The 17,370-nt window shown below is 66.5% G+C and carries 18 protein-coding genes; 7 read left to right on the top strand and 11 right to left on the bottom strand.

The annotated features are described in order from the left end of the window. Positions 1–53: 53 nt before the first annotated feature. Together I6N89_RS00930 and I6N89_RS00925 are read left to right on the top strand one after the other, a co-directional pair. Entirely contained in the window at positions 54–788 is a 735-nt protein-coding gene (locus I6N89_RS00930; protein WP_207016357.1) for a YgfZ/GcvT domain-containing protein, read from the top strand. Further along, positions 785–1,582 (top strand): fructosamine kinase family protein, encoded by a 798-nt coding sequence (locus tag I6N89_RS00925; protein WP_207016356.1) that lies wholly within the window; start codon positions 785–787, stop codon positions 1,580–1,582. The genes I6N89_RS00930 and I6N89_RS00925 overlap by 4 nt, the downstream gene beginning before the upstream one ends. Positions 1,583–1,634: 52 nt before the next feature. Here I6N89_RS00925 and I6N89_RS00920 read toward each other — a convergent pair whose 3' ends face one another. Next, a complete protein-coding gene (locus I6N89_RS00920) occupies positions 1,635–2,102 on the bottom strand; it encodes a GNAT family N-acetyltransferase (RefSeq protein WP_207016355.1) in 468 nt (155 codons plus the stop codon). Between the two features lie 96 nt (positions 2,103–2,198). Next, positions 2,199–2,762 carry an elongation factor P gene (gene efp, locus I6N89_RS00915; protein ID WP_207016354.1) on the bottom strand — a complete coding sequence of 188 codons (564 nt, stop codon included), beginning with the start codon at positions 2,760–2,762 and terminating at the stop codon, positions 2,199–2,201. Between the two features lie 216 nt (positions 2,763–2,978). Between efp and I6N89_RS00910 the strand changes: the two genes are divergently transcribed. Further along, entirely contained in the window at positions 2,979–3,305 is a 327-nt protein-coding gene (locus I6N89_RS00910) for a DUF6280 family protein (RefSeq protein WP_076702781.1), read from the top strand. A gap of 124 nt (positions 3,306–3,429) precedes the next feature. On the opposite strand, the gene I6N89_RS00905 is transcribed toward I6N89_RS00910, so the two are convergent. From I6N89_RS00905 to I6N89_RS00870, 8 genes are all read right to left on the bottom strand, one after another. Next, entirely contained in the window at positions 3,430–4,431 is a 1,002-nt protein-coding gene (locus tag I6N89_RS00905) for a hypothetical protein (protein ID WP_207016353.1), read from the bottom strand. Between the two features lie 70 nt (positions 4,432–4,501). Further along, the gene (locus tag I6N89_RS00900) at positions 4,502–5,914 is read right to left on the bottom strand and encodes a TolC family outer membrane protein (RefSeq protein WP_207016352.1); all 1,413 of its coding nucleotides are present in this window, start codon (positions 5,912–5,914) and stop codon (positions 4,502–4,504) included. Positions 5,915–5,952: 38 nt separating this feature from the next. After that, on the bottom strand, positions 5,953–6,603 hold the full coding sequence (locus I6N89_RS00895; protein ID WP_207016351.1) for a protein-L-isoaspartate O-methyltransferase family protein: 651 nt from the start codon (positions 6,601–6,603) through the stop codon (positions 5,953–5,955). 138 nt (positions 6,604–6,741) lie between these two features. Further along, positions 6,742–7,062, bottom strand: a complete 321-nt coding sequence (locus I6N89_RS00890) for a hypothetical protein (protein ID WP_207016350.1) — start codon at positions 7,060–7,062, stop codon at positions 6,742–6,744. 8 nt (positions 7,063–7,070) lie between these two features. Next, positions 7,071–7,409, bottom strand: coding sequence for a DUF883 family protein (locus I6N89_RS00885; RefSeq protein WP_207016349.1), 339 nt, complete (start codon positions 7,407–7,409; stop codon positions 7,071–7,073). Between the two features lie 305 nt (positions 7,410–7,714). Further along, the gene (locus I6N89_RS00880) at positions 7,715–8,920 is read right to left on the bottom strand and encodes an ABC transporter permease (RefSeq protein ID WP_207016348.1); all 1,206 of its coding nucleotides are present in this window, start codon (positions 8,918–8,920) and stop codon (positions 7,715–7,717) included. A 3-nt stretch (positions 8,921–8,923) separates the two neighbouring features. Beyond that, a complete protein-coding gene (locus I6N89_RS00875; RefSeq protein WP_328805825.1) occupies positions 8,924–9,643 on the bottom strand; it encodes an ABC transporter ATP-binding protein in 720 nt (239 codons plus the stop codon). A 1-nt stretch (position 9,644) separates the two neighbouring features. Beyond that, positions 9,645–10,895, bottom strand: coding sequence for an efflux RND transporter periplasmic adaptor subunit (locus tag I6N89_RS00870; RefSeq protein ID WP_207016347.1), 1,251 nt, complete (start codon positions 10,893–10,895; stop codon positions 9,645–9,647). 241 nt (positions 10,896–11,136) lie between these two features. Here I6N89_RS00870 and I6N89_RS00865 point away from each other — a divergent pair, with 241 nt between their 5' ends. Next, the gene (locus I6N89_RS00865) at positions 11,137–12,378 is read left to right on the top strand and encodes an NAD(P)/FAD-dependent oxidoreductase (protein WP_207016346.1); all 1,242 of its coding nucleotides are present in this window, start codon (positions 11,137–11,139) and stop codon (positions 12,376–12,378) included. A gap of 40 nt (positions 12,379–12,418) precedes the next feature. On the opposite strand, the gene cbbR is transcribed toward I6N89_RS00865, so the two are convergent. After that, complete coding sequence (gene cbbR / locus I6N89_RS00860) at positions 12,419–13,351, bottom strand: LysR family regulator CbbR (protein WP_207016345.1); 933 nt, start codon at positions 13,349–13,351, stop codon at positions 12,419–12,421. Positions 13,352–13,451: 100 nt separating this feature from the next. On the opposite strand from cbbR, the gene I6N89_RS00855 reads away from it, so the two are divergent. Genes I6N89_RS00855 through tkt form a run of 3 tightly spaced genes read left to right on the top strand, consistent with a single transcriptional unit; the run spans position 13,452 to position 17,360 of the window. Continuing rightward, positions 13,452–14,459: a class 1 fructose-bisphosphatase gene (locus tag I6N89_RS00855; protein WP_207016344.1), complete on the top strand. Its 1,008-nt coding sequence runs from the start codon at positions 13,452–13,454 to the stop codon at positions 14,457–14,459. A gap of 31 nt (positions 14,460–14,490) precedes the next feature. After that, positions 14,491–15,363: a phosphoribulokinase gene (locus I6N89_RS00850; RefSeq protein ID WP_207016343.1), complete on the top strand. Its 873-nt coding sequence runs from the start codon at positions 14,491–14,493 to the stop codon at positions 15,361–15,363. An 11-nt stretch (positions 15,364–15,374) separates the two neighbouring features. Further along, entirely contained in the window at positions 15,375–17,360 is a 1,986-nt protein-coding gene (gene tkt / locus I6N89_RS00845; protein WP_207016342.1) for a transketolase, read from the top strand. The last annotated feature ends 10 nt before the right edge of the window (positions 17,361–17,370 follow it).

Raw genomic sequence — 17,370 nt, 5'->3', positions numbered from 1 at the left:
TCGCAACCCCGCGCCCTTGCCGTTACATAGCGGGAGACAGACGGGAGAACGCGATGACTGGCAAACGCAAGGTGCTGCGACTGAGCGGCCCGGACTCCGAACAGTTTCTGCAAGGTCTGGTGACCAATGACGTCACGCAGCTGAAAAACGGCATGGTCTATGCAGCGCTGCTGACGCCGCAGGGCAAGTACCGCTCGGATTTCCTGCTGGTGCCGGCGGGCGAGGATATCCTGATCGACGTGGCGGCGGATCTGGCCGATGATCTGATGCGCGCACTGTCGCTCTACAAGCTGCGCAGCAAGGTCGAGATTGCCGAGACAGATATCGAGGTCACCCGGGGCACCGGCACCCCGCCCGAGGGCGCCTTTGCCGATCCGCGCGACCCGTCGCTCGGCTGGCGCGGCTATGACGGGCAACCCGGCGATGCCGCCGACTGGGAGGCGCTGCGCGTCGCCGCCTGCGTGCCCGAAAGCGGCGTGGAGCTGACCCCCGACACCTTCATTCTGGAGGCCGGGTTCGAGCGCCTGCACGGGGTGGATTTCCACAAGGGCTGTTTCGTCGGTCAGGAAGTGACCGCGCGGATGAAGCACAAGACTTCCCTGCGCAAGGGGCTGGTCACGGTCGGTGTCGAGGGCAGCGCCGCGCCGGGCACCGAGATCGTCGCCGGCGAGAAACTCGCGGGCACGCTCTTCACCCAGGCCGGAGGCAAGGGAATCGCGCATCTGCGCTTTGACCGAGCGAGCGACGAGATGCGGGCGGATGGCGCCGTGGTGCGCTACGCGCCATGAGCCTGGACGGGCTCGCACAGGTTTTCGGCACCGGGATCGCCTCTGCGCGCCCATTGCATGGCGGCGATCTCTCCGAGGTGCTGAAGGTCACGCTCGAGGACGGGCGGGTGATGGCTGTGAAGCGCGGCGAGCGGGTCGACAGCGAGGCGCGCATGCTCGCCGCCATGGCCACCGCAGAGGCGCCGGTGCCCGAGGTGCTGCATCAGGCCGGATCGTTGCTCTGCCTGCAATGGCTGGACGAAGCGCCGGCCGCCCCCGCCGGCTGGCAGGCGCTGGGGCAAGGGCTGCGGCGGCTGCACAATTGCCGTGGCGCGCAATATGGCTGGCCGGAGGACTACGCCTTCGGGCCGCAGCCGATCCCCAACGGCCATGCCGACAACTGGCCGGATTTCTGGGCGCGGCGGCGGCTGCTGCCCTTCCTGCCGGTGCTGCCCATGGCGCAGGCGCGGCGGCTCGAGGCGCTGGCCCGGGCGCTGCCCGAACGTCTGCCCGCCAGCCCGACGCCGGCGCTGCTGCATGGCGATCTCTGGACCGGCAACGCGCTCTTCGGCGACGGTACCGCCTGGATGATCGACCCGGCCTGCTATCACGGTCATGCTGAGGTGGATCTGGCCATGCTGGAGCTCTTCGGCAGCCCGCCGGACGCGTTCTGGCAAGGCTACGGGCCGCAGGAACCGGGCCGGGCCGAGCGGCGGGCGATCTATCAGCTCTTCCCGGCGCTGGTGCATTTCCGGCTCTTCGGCGCGAGCTATCAGGGCATGGTGGCACGGCTGCTGAGCGCCACCGGGGTCTGAGCGCCCAAATCTCTTCGAAGAGATTTGCAAGATCCTTCGAAGGATCTTGCGCCTATGCCAGCGGCTTTTCCAGAATGTCGATGGCCCGCGCCGCTCCCGCCTGCCGCATCAGCGCGGCGGAGGCGGCGTTGAAGTCGTGCACCGCCGTCACCCAGGCGTCGCAGCCGCTGCCCGCCGCCTCCGCCTCGAACCGCGTCACCAACCGCCGCCCGATACCGCGCCGCCGCCAGGAGGGCGCCACCGCGATATGCTCCAGCACCGCCACGCGCCGCGCGCAGTCCACCGCGCTCGCCGGCACATCGCGCGGATGCCAGAGCAGGTAGCCGCGCGCCACGCCCCCGGCGCGGTAGACCAGCGCCCGCGCCCCCTGCCCCATGCGCTCCTGCAGGAAACCGCCGAGCGCCGTCGCGTCGGCACGCTCGTGGAACCGCTGCGGCAGACGTGCCGCGTGCTGCGCGTTCAGCCCGCGCAGCAGCACCGCCATATCCGGCAGGTCGGTCTCGGTGAAATGGTCGATCATGAAAAGGGCCTCCTTGGCTTTGCGCCGGAGGCCCTGGTCACTGTCTCGATATACGCCCCCGGATCGCACGGGGACGGAAGAACATCGGCGCGCGGGTTATGCGCGTTCCGAATATTCCATGGTTTCGGTGTTCACGACGATATCCTCGTCCTGCCCGACAAAGGGCGGCACCATGACCTTGACGCCATTGTCCAGCGTCGCGGGCTTGAAGCTGTTCGCCGCCGTCTGGCCTTTGACCACCGGCTCGGTCTCCACGACCTTGCAAGTCACCTTCTGCGGCAGCGTCGCGTTCAGCGCCTCTGCGTCGTAGAACTCCACCACGATGGTCATGCCGTCCTGAAGGAACGGGCGACGCTCACCGAGGATTTCCGCCGGCAGCGCGACCTGGTCGTAGGTTTCGGTATCCATGAAGGTCAGCATGCCGTCGCTCTCGAAGAGGAACTGCATGTCCTTCTGTTCGAGCCGCACGCGCTCGACCTTGTCGGCGGAGCGGAAGCGCTCGTTCAGCTTGGAACCGTTGCGAAGGTTGCGCAGCTCGACCTGCGCGAACGCCCCGCCCTTGCCGGGCTTCACATGGTCCACCTTCACGGCGGCCCAGAGGCCGTCATTGTGCTCCAGCACGTTGCCGGGGCGGATCTCGTTACCGTTGATCTTGGGCATGGGACTAATCTTTGGCAAAAGGTTGATGATTGTCTGGCCGCTCCTATATCTGGCCAGTCGTGCCCGTGCAAGACAACGATATATCGTGTGCGCTCAAACAAACCCATGCGATCAACGCATAGGTGTCATGCGTTTGAGGTGTATCCGAATCGAACGGAATGGTTCATAACGCCTCACACGCCGGAAAAGACAAGAGCAATAATCAAAGGTCGAATTATGAAGGATTTCGTGGACAGCACAGCCTTTAATGCCGAACAAGGCAACCGCGCGCGCAAGCTCTTTGCCGCTGTGGTTCTGGCTGCGCTCGACGACGCCATCGCCGATGACAAGAAATATGGCAATGGTCCCGAACAGATTGCCCGCTGGGCACGCTCGCGCGATGGCCGTGAGGTGCTCAGCTGTGCCGGCATCGACCCCAACGAGCGTGTCGTCGCCGGCCTGATGGAATTCGTGGGCAAAGGTGTGCGCACCTCGGTCGCGCTATCGCGCGAAGAAAGCGAACGCCGCAATGCAGCCGCTGCCGCGGAGCGCGAAGCCGCCTGAGCTTCGCCCCGCAAGCCATTGCTGGACAAAAGAAAGGCGCGTCCCGATCAGGGCGCGCCTTTCGAACTTTGAAGAGAGATGACAACGCCCCGCCCCCGGGCCGGGTTGGCCGACGGCTGCGCGATCAGTCGAACCCCTTGCTTTCCAGCATGCGGTGGATCTCGCGGCGCACGAGTTTTCGCACATTGCGGGTGATGCGCTCGCCCAGAGCGCCCTGCAATTCCTGCCGGACGATTCCCGCCACCATCTCACGCAGCATGTCTTCGTCGATCGTTGTCGGCAGATCCGTCGCGCCGCGCTCGGGCTCCGGTGTGGATACGGGCGCCTGCGCGCGCGGAGCGCGCTCCGGCTCACCCCGCCAAGGCGGACCGCGCAGAACGGTCGCTTCAGACGGTTCGGGCTCCGCCGGCTCGAAGGCATCGGCAAAGTGATCCTCCCAAGCCAGCGGCTCGCGCGGGTGATGCACGAAGGCGGCATTGGCCCCCTCTTCCTCCGGCTCGTCCGCGTCGAAGTTGCCGAACCCGCGCGAGATCATCGCTTCAAGCTCGGCGATCTTGCGGGCGAGCCCGCCATCATCGTCAGCGGATCCGGCCTGCGAGCTCGGCTCTTCGGTCTCCTCCGCCGCTATCTCCGCGGCGTTTTCAGCATTTTCGCCGGCCCCCGCCTCGGCAAGCGCCGGCGCGGTGACCTCGACCGCCTCGGGCGCGGCCAGCGCGCCGTCCTCTTCTTGGGTTTCGGCAAAGACACGGGCCACCTGCGCCTCGACCAGCCGGCCAATGGCGGAAAGCTCCTCGTTTCGCTCTTCGCACGCCGCAGCCTGGGCCGGTTCCGCCGCCTCTGGCTCGTCGGCGTTATCGGACGAGAGCCCGGACACTGCGTCGGGCTCAGGAACAACCGGGGCGGGTTCAGGAACAAGTGTCGGCTCTGTCAGCAACACCGCCGTTTCCTCGGACGGTGTAGCGGCCGCCTCCTCCGCGTCCGGCACCCGCTGCGACGGCGTCAGCACAAGCCGCTCCGGCTTTTCGGGCGCGGACGGTGGTGCCTTGGGCCGCGTATCCTCAGACACCAAGCGCCGTATGGAGGACAGCACGTCCTCGATTTCCACATTCGTCACGGGATCTGACATTTATGTTCCACTCTTGCCTCGCGCAAACTGTAGCGCGAGGCGCGATTCCAGACAACAGATGTGGAAAACCCTAGTTTTTGCCGAGGGCACGCAGGACACGGTTGAGATCTTCGCCCTGCTGCGAGCGCACCGGCGCGGTCTTGACCAGATTGTAATATTCCGCCGGATCATAGCGCGGCACGCTGAGCGCCAGCGACTCGGCGGTGAGCTGCCCCACCGATGCCAGCACCGCGTAAGCAGCGACGGTCTGATCGACCTCGGCCGAGATCAGCGCGGCGCGGGCGTCGAGCAGCTCCTGCTCAGCGTCAAGCACATCCAGCGTGGTGCGCGCACCGAGCGTCGCCTCTTCGCGGATGCCGTTGAAGGCGACGCGCGCGGCGCGCACCTGCTCGCGGGTCGACACCAGCGAGGCCTGAGCGATGCGCAAGGAGGCGTAGGTGCTGCCCACCGTGCGCTCGACGTTCTTGCCGGCGGTATAGAGCCGCGCGCGCGACGCATCGCGGTTCGCCATCGCCTTGCGCACGCCGGACGACAGCGCGCCACCCTGATAGATCGGGCCGTCAACGCCGATGGACACCGATCCCCCGCGCGACGCAGACCGCGAATCGAAAGTCTCGTCCACACCCCAGGTACCACGCAGCGACACGGTGGGCTCCATACGGGCTTCGGCGATCTCGACGGAGATGTCGTTTGCCGCCACCGTGTGCCGCAGCTGGATCAGATCCGGATGATTGCGCATCGCCAGCGTTTTCGCGGTCTCCACCGCGCCCGGCAGCCGCGGCAGACCAGTCGGGGGTACCAGCGCGTCGGGATAGTGGCCGATCACGGATTTATAGGTCTCGCGGCTGATCGCCAGATCGCCCTCGGCACCGGCCAGTGCGCTGCGCGCCTCGGCCAGGCGGGCCTCGGCTGCGGCCACGTCGGTGCGGGTGACTTCGCCCACTTCGAACCGGTCGCGCGCGGCGCGCAGCTCTTCGCCGATCACCCGCACGTTGTTGCGGCGCAGCATGACCGTCTCGGTGGCGCGACGCACCTCCATGAAGGCGGAAACGCCATTGTAGAGAACATCCTGCTCGACGGAGACGAGCGAAGCGCGGGTCGCCAGCACCGCCTCGCGCGCGGCGTTGAAGCTCATGACCCGCGAGCCGCCGGCATAGAGCGTCATGGAGGCGATCAGGTCGATGCTCGCGGTCGTGGTCGACGCCGCCCGCCACTGCCAACTGCCACCGACGGGCTGGCTGCGCGAGGATCCGTAGCTGCGCGCCACGCTGCCCGACCAGCTCAGCACCGGCCGCAGCGCGGCAACTGCCTGCGCCACATCTTCATCGGCGGCACGCAACACGGCACGGTTCTGATCAAGCAATCCGCTGGTGACATAGGCGCTCGATAGCGCGCTTGCCAGCGTCTCGGCTGCTGCCGGGACCGTGTTTGTCGCTGCGAGGCATAGCCCCGCCACCATTCCGAACACTGTTCTGCGCGCCATGAGTGTCTCCTTCTGCCCGCTTATCGCCTGGTCGCCTATTATAGCGCGAAGGCCACTTGTTTTTTGAATCCCGGAAGCACCGGCGCCGTCGCGTTGAACGCAAAGCGCCAGGTGATCGCCCCATCGACTTTCCAGCCGATCCTGACAGTCCCAAGCGCACCCTCCATGAACAGACACGCGATACGACCGCCATCCTTGAGCTGTTCGGTCAGTGTCGCGGGAAGCTCCTCGACGCCGCCCTCGATCACGATGGCGTCATACGGCCCGTGTTCGGCGGCACCGTCCACCAGCGCGCCGGTATGCAGGATCACATTGTCGGAATGTTCGCTGAGAAGCCCCTGCGCCTCTTCGGCAAGCGTCTCGTCCTCTTCGACGGCGACCACGGCCTCGGCGATCCGCGCGATCACGGCTGAGGAATAACCCATGCCTGCGCCGATATCGAGCACCAGGTCATCGTTATCGAGATTGAGCGCGTCCAGCATCTTGGCCAGCGTGCGCGGCTCCAGAACCACGCGCCCGTCGGCCAACGGAACATTGCGGCCCGCATAGGCGGCCTCCTGGCGGCCGTCCGGCACAAAAGCCTCGCGGGGGATTTTCAGCATGGCCTCGATAATCGGAAACTTCGTGACATCCGAGGGCCGAACCTGCGTATCCACCATCATACGGCGGCGCGTGGCAAAGTCGGTCATGAGCTAAACTCTTCCGTTCAGTATCGACACGAACGGTTGTGCCACACTCTTCCGAATGCCGCAATGACCCTAAACCAGACAAATTTCGACCGGCACAAGAGAGTCACACTTGAATTTGCCCGTTATGCAATAAACGGGTTACCCGCGGTCGCTGCCGCGTCCCATGGCCTGACCGGCCGCGCGCCCGGCCAAAAATGCCTCTGCAAGCGAACCGACCGACGCCGGAGGCGGAGCGGCCGGGCGCCGACGCGCCGCTGACGCGATCAAGACGGCACCGAAAAGCAGATAGGCGCCGCCGATCACCAGCGCAGCGATCTGTGCCCCGTGTGCAGCAGATAGCGCCATCCATGCCGCAGCGGTCAGAAACGCCGCCGCGACGAGCAGGCACAATGCGCCGGCCAGCGAACGCGCGAGCCGCGACAGGCCCGCGCGCAGTCTTGCTTCGAGTGCAAACAGCATTTCGGCTCCTATCGACGCGCGCCGAGATAGCCGATCAAAAAGCCTGCGGCAGCGGCCAGCCCGACAGCCTGAAAGGGCGTCGTGCGAATACGGTCGGCGGCTTCGTGCTCGAACTCCGCCGCCTTGCGCCCGGCCTCGCGCAGCGCATCCTCGCCCTGCCCGCGCAGCGCCTCTGCCTTCGCCTCCACCCGGTGTTTCGCGTCGCGGCCACGGCGTGTGCCGATTTCCCCGACCAGTTCGGTAAGGCTCGAAATATCGCTCCGAAGCGTCGCGATCTGCTCACTCAGCGCGTCGATATCGCGCTCCGTTGTGGCGCTTTTTCCATTGCTTGCGGCGGTCTGTGCCATTGGTCCATCTCCATCGCTGGAACATCGTCAACCGTTTAACGCGGCGGCGCGACACAAGGTTCCGGATATCGCGAGGCTCCTGCCCGCCATGTGCCGCAATGCCGTCGCAGAGAGCGTCTTCCAGATTCTGAAACCGGCAAGGATCAGGCGACGGACATATCCGACACGAGACCACGTCAGGCGCGACGTGTTCGAATAGATCGGCCTTTTCTTCAACACCAAGCGCAAGCACACGAACAACGGCATGCCGTCGCCCGTTGATTTCGAAATTCGACAGCAAAAGCTGAACTAGGAACCGGGCTTAGTTATTGGTGCCGCAGCGCCTCTATCGGATCGAGCCGGGCCGCACGGCGGGCGGGGAAATAGCCGAAGACCACCCCCACCAGCCCCGAAAAAACGAAGGCCAGGCCAACGATCTCGATGCTCGGGGTAAAGGGGATCGCCATCAACCGCGCCGCCGCGAAGGCGATGGCAAAGCCTAGCAGGATGCCGATCACCCCGCCCAGCACCGAAAGCACAATCGCCTCGACCAGAAACTGCGTCAGCACCTGCCGCGCCGTGGCTCCGATCGCGAGCCGAATGCCGATCTCGCGCGTGCGCTCGGTGACCGAGACCAGCATGATGTTCATGATGCCGATGCCGCCGACCAGCAGGCTCACCGCCGCCACCGCCGACAAAAGCCCGGTCAGCACGGAGTTCACCGAGGTCAGCATGGAGGCGATCTGCGCCATGTCCATGACGCGGAAATCGTCGGCCTCGTCGATCTGGATCCGCCGGCGCTCGCGCATCAGCGCTTCGATCTCGCGGGTGCCGCGATCCGCCGAAACCCCGGGCGCCAGCGCCAGCTGAAAGCTCGACACGTCGGTGGAACCCACCAGCCGCCGCTGCACGGCGCGGATCGGCATCAGGATCAGGTCGTCCTGATCCTGCCCCATCATGCCCGCGCCCTTGGCTTCGAGATAGCCGATCACGTCGCAGGAGACGGTCTTGATCCGGATCGTCTCGCCGGTGGGATCGGCATTGCCGAAAAGCTCCTGCCTCACGCTTTCGCCGAGGATGCAGACCGCCGCGCCCGAGCTTTCCTCGGCGGGGCTGAAGCCGCGCCCGCGCAGGATCGTCCAATTCGCCACGTCGAGATAATCGTTGCTGCTGCCGGTCACCGTGGTGCTGCTGTTGGCATTGCCGTAGACGGCGGTGGCGGGGCTGTTGACCACCGGGGCCACCGCCGAGAGCACACTCAGTTCGCGCAGCGCATCGGCATCGCGCAGGGTGAACTCGGCGACGGTCTCCGACACGCCGGGGCCGCCGAAGCTGCTGCCGGGGCGCAGCATCAAAACGTCGCTGCCGAGGCTCTCCACATCCGAGGTCACCTGTTCCGAAGAGCCCTGCCCGATGGTCACCATGGCGATAACGGCGGCGACGCCGATCACCACGCCCAGCACCGTCAAAAAGGAGCGCAGCGCGTTGCGCGTGATCGCCAGAAGCGCCAGGCGCACGGTTTCCCAAAGCATGATCTAACCCTCCCGTTCCGCCGGCCGGTAATCTTCGCTCTGCACCCGCCCGTCGACAAACAGCACGATGCGGTGAGCATATTCCGCCATGTCTTCCTCATGGGTCACCATGATGATCGTGATGCCGTCATCGCGGTTGAGCGCCACCAGCAGTTCCATGATCTCGCGCGAGCGGTGGGTGTCGAGATTGCCCGTCGGCTCGTCGGCGAGCAGCACCATCGGGTTGTCGACAATGGCCCGCGCAATGGCGACGCGCTGCTGCTGGCCGCCCGATAGCTGCGAGGGCTGGTGATGCTCGCGGCCCGCAAGCCCGACCTTCTCCAGTGCCGAGCGTGCCCGCGCGGCGCGCTCGGCGGGCGGCACGCCCTTGTAGATCAGCGGCAGCTCGACATTCTCCAGCGCCGTCGAGCGCGGCAGCAGGTTGAAGCCCTGAAAGACGAAGCCGAGATATTCGCGCCGCAGGATCGCGCGTTGGTCGCGGTCGAGCCGGCCCACCTCCACATCGTGGAACAGGTAGCTGCCGCCGGTGGGCCGGTCCAGGCAGCCAATGATGTTCATCGCGGTGGATTTGCCCGAGCCCGAAGGCCCCATGATGGCGATGAACTCGCCCTCACCGATGGTCAGATCGACCCCGTCGAGCGCCCGCACCTCGGCCTCGCCCTCGCCATAGACGCGGCTGACATCGCGCAGGGCGATCAGCGGGCCGGTTGTCTCCTCGCCCATGTCATTGCGCCTCTGTCTGGTCGATGATCACGAGATCGCCCTCGGCCAGGTCGCCGGAACGGATCTCGGTGCTGCGGCCGTCGCTCTGCCCGGTCTCGACGGCGATCTCGGTGGCCGCGCCATCGCGCAGCACCCAGACCGTGGAGGCATCGGCACGGCCGGCGGCGCTGTCCAGCATCGAGCGTGACGGCATGACCAGCCCGACAAGCCCGCCACCACCGCCGCCACTCTCGGCACTGGCAGTCTGCGGCGGCACATAGCGCAGCGCCGAGTTCGACACGATCAGCGCGTCCTCCACCTGTGCCACGGCGATGGTGGCCGTGGCCGTCATCCCCGGGCGCAGCAGCAGCTCGTCATTGTCGACGGTCAGCACCCCCTTGTAGGTAACCACGCCGTCGGTCTCCTCCGGCGCATAGCGTAGCTGCGCAAGCTGCGCCTCGAAACGGCGGCCGGAATAGGCATCGACGGTGAAGGTGGCGGGATTGCCCTCGGAGACGCGACCGATATCGGCCTCGTCGATATCCACCTGCACCTCCATCCGCCGCAGATCCTCGGCCAGGGTGAAGAGCTCGGGCGCCGAAAGGCTGGCGGCGACGGTCTGGCCCGCCTCTGCCAGGCGGTCGAGCACGATGCCGTCGATGGGCGAGACAATGGCCGCGTCCTCCAGATCCGCCTGCGCCAGCACCAGATTGGCCTCGGCGAGCTTGAGATCCGCCGCCGCCATCTCGACGGCGGCCTGGGCGCGGTCATGCGCCGCCTCGAAGGCGATGAGATCAGTGTGGGTGGTGACACCGCGCTCGTCCAGCCGCTTCTGCGTGTCGTAATTCGATTGTGCCTCGCGGGCGCTGGCCTGCGCCTGCACGAGTTTGGCCGTGGCGGAGGCCAGCGAGGCCTCGGCATTGGTCAGTTGCGCGCGCAGCTTGGTGTCGTCGAGCCGCGCAAGCACCTGCCCCACGCTCACCCGGTCGTTGTAATCGACCTCGACACTGGCCAGCGTGCCCGACATCTCCGAGGAAACGGTGACCTCGGTGGTGGGTTGCACGGTGCCGGTGGCGGTCACATCGACCTGAAAGCTGCCCCGGCGCACCGGCTCGCTGACATAGCGCAGCCCGTCCTGCGATTGCGCACGACCAAGCCAGAGCCACGCGCCCGCCGCCAACGCAATCGCCACGGCGATCCCGATCCAGAGCGGATTGCGCCGCTGTTTCGCCTGTTGAAGCCTCTCCGCGATTTCCGTGCTGCTGCGTCCCATGGTTCCGTTCCTCGACATTTCCCGGTGCAGCCTCTCCACTCCGGAGGAGCCAGGCACCGCGTTCTTTCTTACGCAGCAGCAAAACACATCCGCCGCAAGCGAGGCGGAATGCCGCAGTCGCACAGCTTGGCGGCAAAACGAGGCGCCACCACAGCCGCGGGGCCCGCGATCCGTTGACAGGCCGTGGATTTACGCGCTTGATCCGCCCCGGAAAGCCGAGACGAGCCGGCGAGAGGGCAGAATGACAAAGACAGTGGCAGTGATCGGCGCGGGAATTGTCGGGGTTTCGGCGGCGCTCTGGCTATTGCGCGACGGGCATCGGGTGATCCTGATCGACAAGGCCGGCCCCGGCGAAGGCACCAGCCACGGCAACGCCGGCGTGCTGGCCTCGTCCTCGGTGCTGCCGGTGACAGGGCCGGGGCTTTGGCTGAAAGCGCCCAGGATGCTGCTCGATCCGAACGAACCGCTGTTTCTGAAATGGTCCTATCTGCCCAGGCTGTTGCCCTGGCTCTGGCGCTACATGTCCCATGCCAACGCCGACGCGGTGCGCAAACGCGCGGCGGCGATCCGGCCGATCATCGGCGACAGCTACAACGACCACGTCGCGCTGGCCACCGGCACCGGCGCCGAGCGCTGGCTGCACGCGGCGGATTACATCCATCTCTACAAGAGCCGCGCCGCCTTCGAGGACACCGGCTTTGGCCGCTCGGTACAGCGCGACAACGGCTTCGAATGCGAACTCCTGGAAGGTCAGGCGCTGCGCGACTACGATCCGATCTTCAGCCCGGCGCTCACCTGTGCCGCACGTTTTCCCGGACACGGGCGGATCTCCGATCCGGGCCGCTATGTAAAGGCGCTGGCCGCCCATGCGCAGACGCTGGGCGCGCGAATGATCACGGGCGAGGTGACCGACATCGCGCAGGCGGGCGGCGCCGTCAGCGGCGTCCGGATCGGCGGCGAGAGCGTGGCCTGCGATGCCGCCGTTCTGACGGCGGGGGTCTGGTCCGGCCCGCTGGCGGCAAAGCTCGGTGTCAGGCCGCCGCTGCAATCGGAACGCGGCTATCACCTGGAGCTTTGCGAACCTTCGGTCATGCCACGCGCGCCGGTGATGGTCGCCAGCGGGAAATTCGTCGCGACGCCGATGGAGGGGCGGCTGCGACTTGCGGGGATCGTCGAGCTCGGCGGGCTGGATCTGCCGGCCTCCGAGGCCCCCTTCGCGCTGCTCGAACGTCAGATCCGGGCGGCGATCCCGGGACTGAGCTGGAAGAACACCGTGCGCTGGATGGGACACAGGCCGTCCATGGCGGATTCGCTGCCGGTGATCGGCGAGGCGCCGGCGCTGAAAGGCGCCTATATGGGGTTCGGCCACGATCATGTCGGGCTGACCGGCGGGCCGAAGACCGGGCGGCTGCTGGCACAGCTCATCTCTGGCCGCACGCCCAATATCGACCTCGCGCCCTACGCCCCTGGCCGATTCCACTGACCCCCGCGCGCGAGATTTTTCGTACGAAAAATCTTGGGCCTCAGGCCGGGGGCCAGCGCGGCAGGAAACTGTCCTTCTCGGCTGCGATGAAGTCCCAGACCGTGCGCGCTGCCCCGCTGAGCGGCGCGTCCTCCGGATGCAGCAGGAACCAGTGCCGCACGATCGGCAGCCCCGGCAGATCCAGTGCCACCAGCCGCCCGCTGCGCAGTTCCTCCACCACCGTGTGATAAGAGATCAGCGCCAGCCCCAGCCCGGCGATCACCGCCTGCTTGATGGTCTCGTTGGTGCCCATCTCGGAGCGCTCATAGGTCTTGCCCTCGCCGATCCGGTCGAGAAACCGCGTTGCCAGGATCCGCGTACCCGATCCCGGCTCGCGCATCAGGATGGTCTCTTTCAGCACGTCCTCGGGGGTGATGCGCGGCGCGTGGGCCAGCGGATGATCCGGCGGCGCGATCAGCACATGCGGGTGATCGCCCAGCGAAATCGCCTGAAGCGGCGGATCGCGCGGCGGTCGCCCCATGATCGCCAGATCCAGCGCCCCGTCCTGAAGCGCCGAAATGATCGTGTCGCGATTGCCGATCTGCAACAGCACCTCGATCTCGGGGCAGCTCTTGCGCAGCCGCGCCACGATGCCGGGCGCGAAATATTTTCCCGTCGAGACCACGCCCAGCACCACCGTGCCGGCCAGCCCGGTCTGGAGCGCATCGATTCGGCGCAGCGCCAGACGAAACCCGGCATCGGCCCTTTCATGGGCCTGCAAAAGCACCCTGCCCTCCGGCGTCGCAACAAACGGCCCCGCCCCCTCCCGCGACAGCATGGCGCATCCGAAAGTCGCATCCAGCGCCTTGAGCTGGCTGTGCACCGCCGGCGCCGTGAGACCGAGCTCTTCCGCCGCGCGGGAAATTGAGCCCGTTCTTTCAACGGCTTCCAGCGCGCGAAGCTGTTTGAAGGTCAGCGAGGCCAGTCGGCGCATTCAATTTTTCCAAAACACGGGTCAGAATTTTTAAATTTTCTTACAAGCCGCGATCCTCATGATCAAGCCGAAGTCACCCGTCGAGGAGGAGGAGGCCTTGATGACCGACCGCAACCCCTATTCCCCGGATGCGCCGATCCCGGCCCGTCTGCGCCCCGCCATGGAGGCGCTCGGTCGGGTCGGCCGCGATCTGTCCCGCCGCATCGCCCGCGGCCCGCTCGGGGGCCAGCTTGCCGCGACCGTCGGCGACAATGCCGATGGCGACCGGCAAAAGGCGCTCGACGTGATGGCCGACGAGGCCTTCGCGACCGAGCTGAAAGGCAGCGGCGTGCGCTGGTACGCCTCCGAGGAACAGGAGACCGTGGCCGAGATCGACCCGGACGGCCCGCTGGCGCTGGCCATCGACCCGCTGGACGGCTCGTCCAATATCGAGACCAATGTCTCCATCGGCACGATCTTTTCCATCCGCGAGGCGGGAGAGGACGGCGCCGCCAGCTTCCTGCGCCCCGGTCACGAACAGATCGCCGCCGGCTACATCATCTACGGGCCGCAATGCATGATGCTCGTCACCTTCGGCGACGGCGTGCAGGATTACATCCTCGACCCCGAGACCGGCCTCTTCACCCTGGTGAACAGCGCCCTGACGATTTCGCAGGAAAGCACGGAATTCGCCATCAACGCCTCGAATTACCGCCACTGGCCGCAACCGGTGCGCGCCTATATCGACGATTGCCTCGCTGGCGCCGAAGGCCCGCGCGCCCGCAATTTCAACATGCGCTGGATCGCCTCGCTGGTGGCCGAAACCCACCGCATCCTGGCGCGCGGCGGGCTCTTTCTCTATCCCGGCGACGCCCGCCCCGGCTATGCCATGGGCCGGCTGCGCATGGTCTATGAATGCGCCCCCATCGCCATGCTGGTGGAGCAGGCGCAGGGCCATGCCACCGACGGCACCACGCGCATTCTCGACAAGATCCCCGACAGCCTGCACGCGCGCACGCCCTTCGTCTTCGGCTCGGCCACCAAGGTCGACCGCGTCGGCGCCTATTTCGACCTTCCCGAACAGGAAGTCTCCGCCCTCTTCGGCAATCGCGGCCTGTTCCGCGTCTGACCCGCCTCCGGACAGAAAGACTGTACCTTCCATGAGCAAGAAACACCCGATCATCTCTGTCACCGGTTCCTCCGGCGCGGGCACGACCACGGTCAAGGCGACCTTCGACCAGATCTTTCGCCGCGAGGGCATCTCGGCGGTGAGCATCGAGGGCGACGCCTTTCACCGCTACAACCGCGCCGACATGAAGGCCGAGCTGGACAGCCGCAAGGCGGCCGGCGACGAGACCTTCTCGCATTTCTCCTATGACGCCAACGAGCTGGGCGAACTGGAAGAGATCTTTCGCACTTATGGCGAGACCGGCACCGGGCGCACCCGCCACTATGTGCATGACGATGCCGAGGCCGAGCGCCACGGCACGCCGCCCGGCCATTTCACCGACTGGAAGCCCTTTGCCGATGACAGCGACCTGCTGTTCTACGAAGGGCTGCACGGCGCGGTGAAGAACGACGAGGTCAATCTCTCGGCGCTGGCCGATCTCAAGATCGGCGTGGTGCCGGTGATCAATCTCGAATGGATCCAGAAGATCCACCGCGACAAGGCCTCGCGCGGCTACACCACCGAGGCGGTCACCGACACGATCCTGCGCCGGATGCACGCCTATGTGCACTGCATCTGCCCGCAATTCGTTGAAACGGATGTGAATTTCCAGCGCGTGCCGGTGGTCGATACCTCCGACCCGTTCATTGCCCGCTGGATCCCCACCGCCGATGAAAGCCTCGTGGTGATCCGCTTCAAGAACCCGCGCGGCATCGATTTCCCCTATCTCACCTCGATGATCCAGAACTCCTGGATGAGCCGGGCCAATTCCATCGTGATCCCCGGCGGCAAGATGGACCTCGCCATGCAGCTGATCTTCACCCCGATGGTGCAGCGGCTCGTCAACGACTCCAAGCGCGCGTGAAGGAGAGCATCATGACCATTCAGCAACCCATCGCCTCGACCACCGAAGACCTCATGGCCAATGCCATCCGCGCGCTCGCCATGGACGCGGTGCAGGCCGCGAATTCCGGCCATCCCGGCGCGCCCATGGGCATGGCGGATGTCGCCACCGTGCTTTTCAACCGCTTCATGACGGTCGATCCGAAACACGACAACTGGCCCGACCGCGACCGGTTCGTGATGAGCGCGGGCCATGGCTCGATGCTGGTCTATGCGATCAACCACCTGCTGGGCTATGACGACATGCCGATGGAGCAGCTCAAGCGCTTCCGCCAGCTCGGGAGCCGCACCGCCGGTCATCCGGAATACGGCCACGCCAAGGGGATCGAGACCACCACCGGGCCGCTCGGTCAGGGCATCTCCACCGCCGTCGGCATGGCGCTGGCCGAGCGCATGATGAACGCGCGGTTCGGCACCGATCTCGTCGATCACTTCACCTATGTGATCGCCGGCGACGGCTGTCTGATGGAGGGCATCAGCCATGAGGCCATCGACTTTGCCGGACACCTGAAACTCTCCCGCCTGATCGTGCTCTGGGACGATAACGGTATCACCATCGACGGCGGCACGGAGCTTTCCACCTCCACCGACCAGCAGGCGCGCTTTGCCGCCGCCGGCTGGCATGTGCAGGCCGTTGATGGGCATGACAAGGAGGCGGTCGCCGCCGCCATCGAGACGGCGCGCGCCAGCGATCGCCCGTCGATGATCGCCTGCAAGACGGTGATCGGCTTCGGCGCGCCCAACAAGCAGGGCAGCCACGATGTGCATGGCGCGCCGCTGGGCGAGGACGAGATTGCCGCGGCCCGCGAGGCGCTGGGGTGGAGCTGGCCGCCCTTTGAGGTCCCGGATCAGGTCCGGGACGGGTGGCGCGCGGTGGCGGCGCGCGGCGCCGAGGCCCGCGCCGGATGGGCCAGGCGGCTGGCGGCGAGCCCGAAGGCGGAGGCGTTTCGCGCCGCGCATGGCGCCGTCGATGCCAAGGCGCTCGATGCCGCGATCTGCGCGTACAAGCACCGGCTCTCCGAGGACCGGCCCAAGGTCGCCACCCGCAAGGCCAGCGAAATGGCGCTGGATATCGTCAACGGCACCCTGCCCAACACGGTCGGCGGCTCGGCGGATCTGACCGGCTCGAACAACACGAAGACAAAGGGCCAAACCCCTGTGAAGACAGGAGATTACGCCGGGAGCTACATCCATTACGGCATCCGCGAGCATGGCATGGCGGCGGCGATGAACGGCATCGCACTGCACGGGGGCCTGAAGCCCTATGGCGGCACCTTCCTGGCCTTTGCCGATTACTGCCGGCCCGCGATGCGCCTCAGCTCCCTGATGGGCGTGGCGGTGGTCTATGTTATGACCCATGACAGCATCGGGCTCGGCGAGGACGGCCCGACCCACCAGCCGGTCGAGACCATCGCGTCCCTGCGCGCCATGCCCAACCACCTGGTCTTCCGCCCCGCCGACGCGGTGGAGACCGCCGAGGCCTGGCAGATCGCCATGACGCAGGAGGCCACCCCCTCGACGCTGGCGCTGTCGCGGCAGGGGCTGCCCACGCTGCGCACGCGCCACACCGAGGCCAACCTGACCGCGCGCGGCGCCTATCTGCTGCGCGATCCCGGTGCCCGCGACGTGACGCTGATCGCCACCGGCTCGGAGGTGGAAATCGCAATGGCCGCCGCCGATCTGCTGGAGGACGACGGGATCAAAGCCGCCGTGGTCTCCGCCCCCTGTTTCGAACTCTTCGCGCAGCAGAACCCGGCCTATCGCGCCGAAGTGCTGGGCATTGCCCCGCGCATCGGCATCGAGGCCGCGATCCGGCAGGGCTGGGATCTCATGCTGCGCCAAGAGGACGGCTTTGTCGGCATGACGGGCTTTGGCGCCTCGGCGCCTGCGCCCGATCTCTACCGCCATTTCGGCATCACCGCAGAGGCCGTGGCCGGCCTCGCCAAAGACATGAAATAAAAGAACAAAG

The sequence above is a fragment of the Salipiger abyssi genome, from assembly GCF_017311415.1.
Taxonomy (GTDB): Bacteria; Pseudomonadota; Alphaproteobacteria; order Rhodobacterales; family Rhodobacteraceae; genus Salipiger; species Salipiger abyssi_A.
This window is presented reverse-complemented; position numbering and strand designations above follow the sequence as displayed.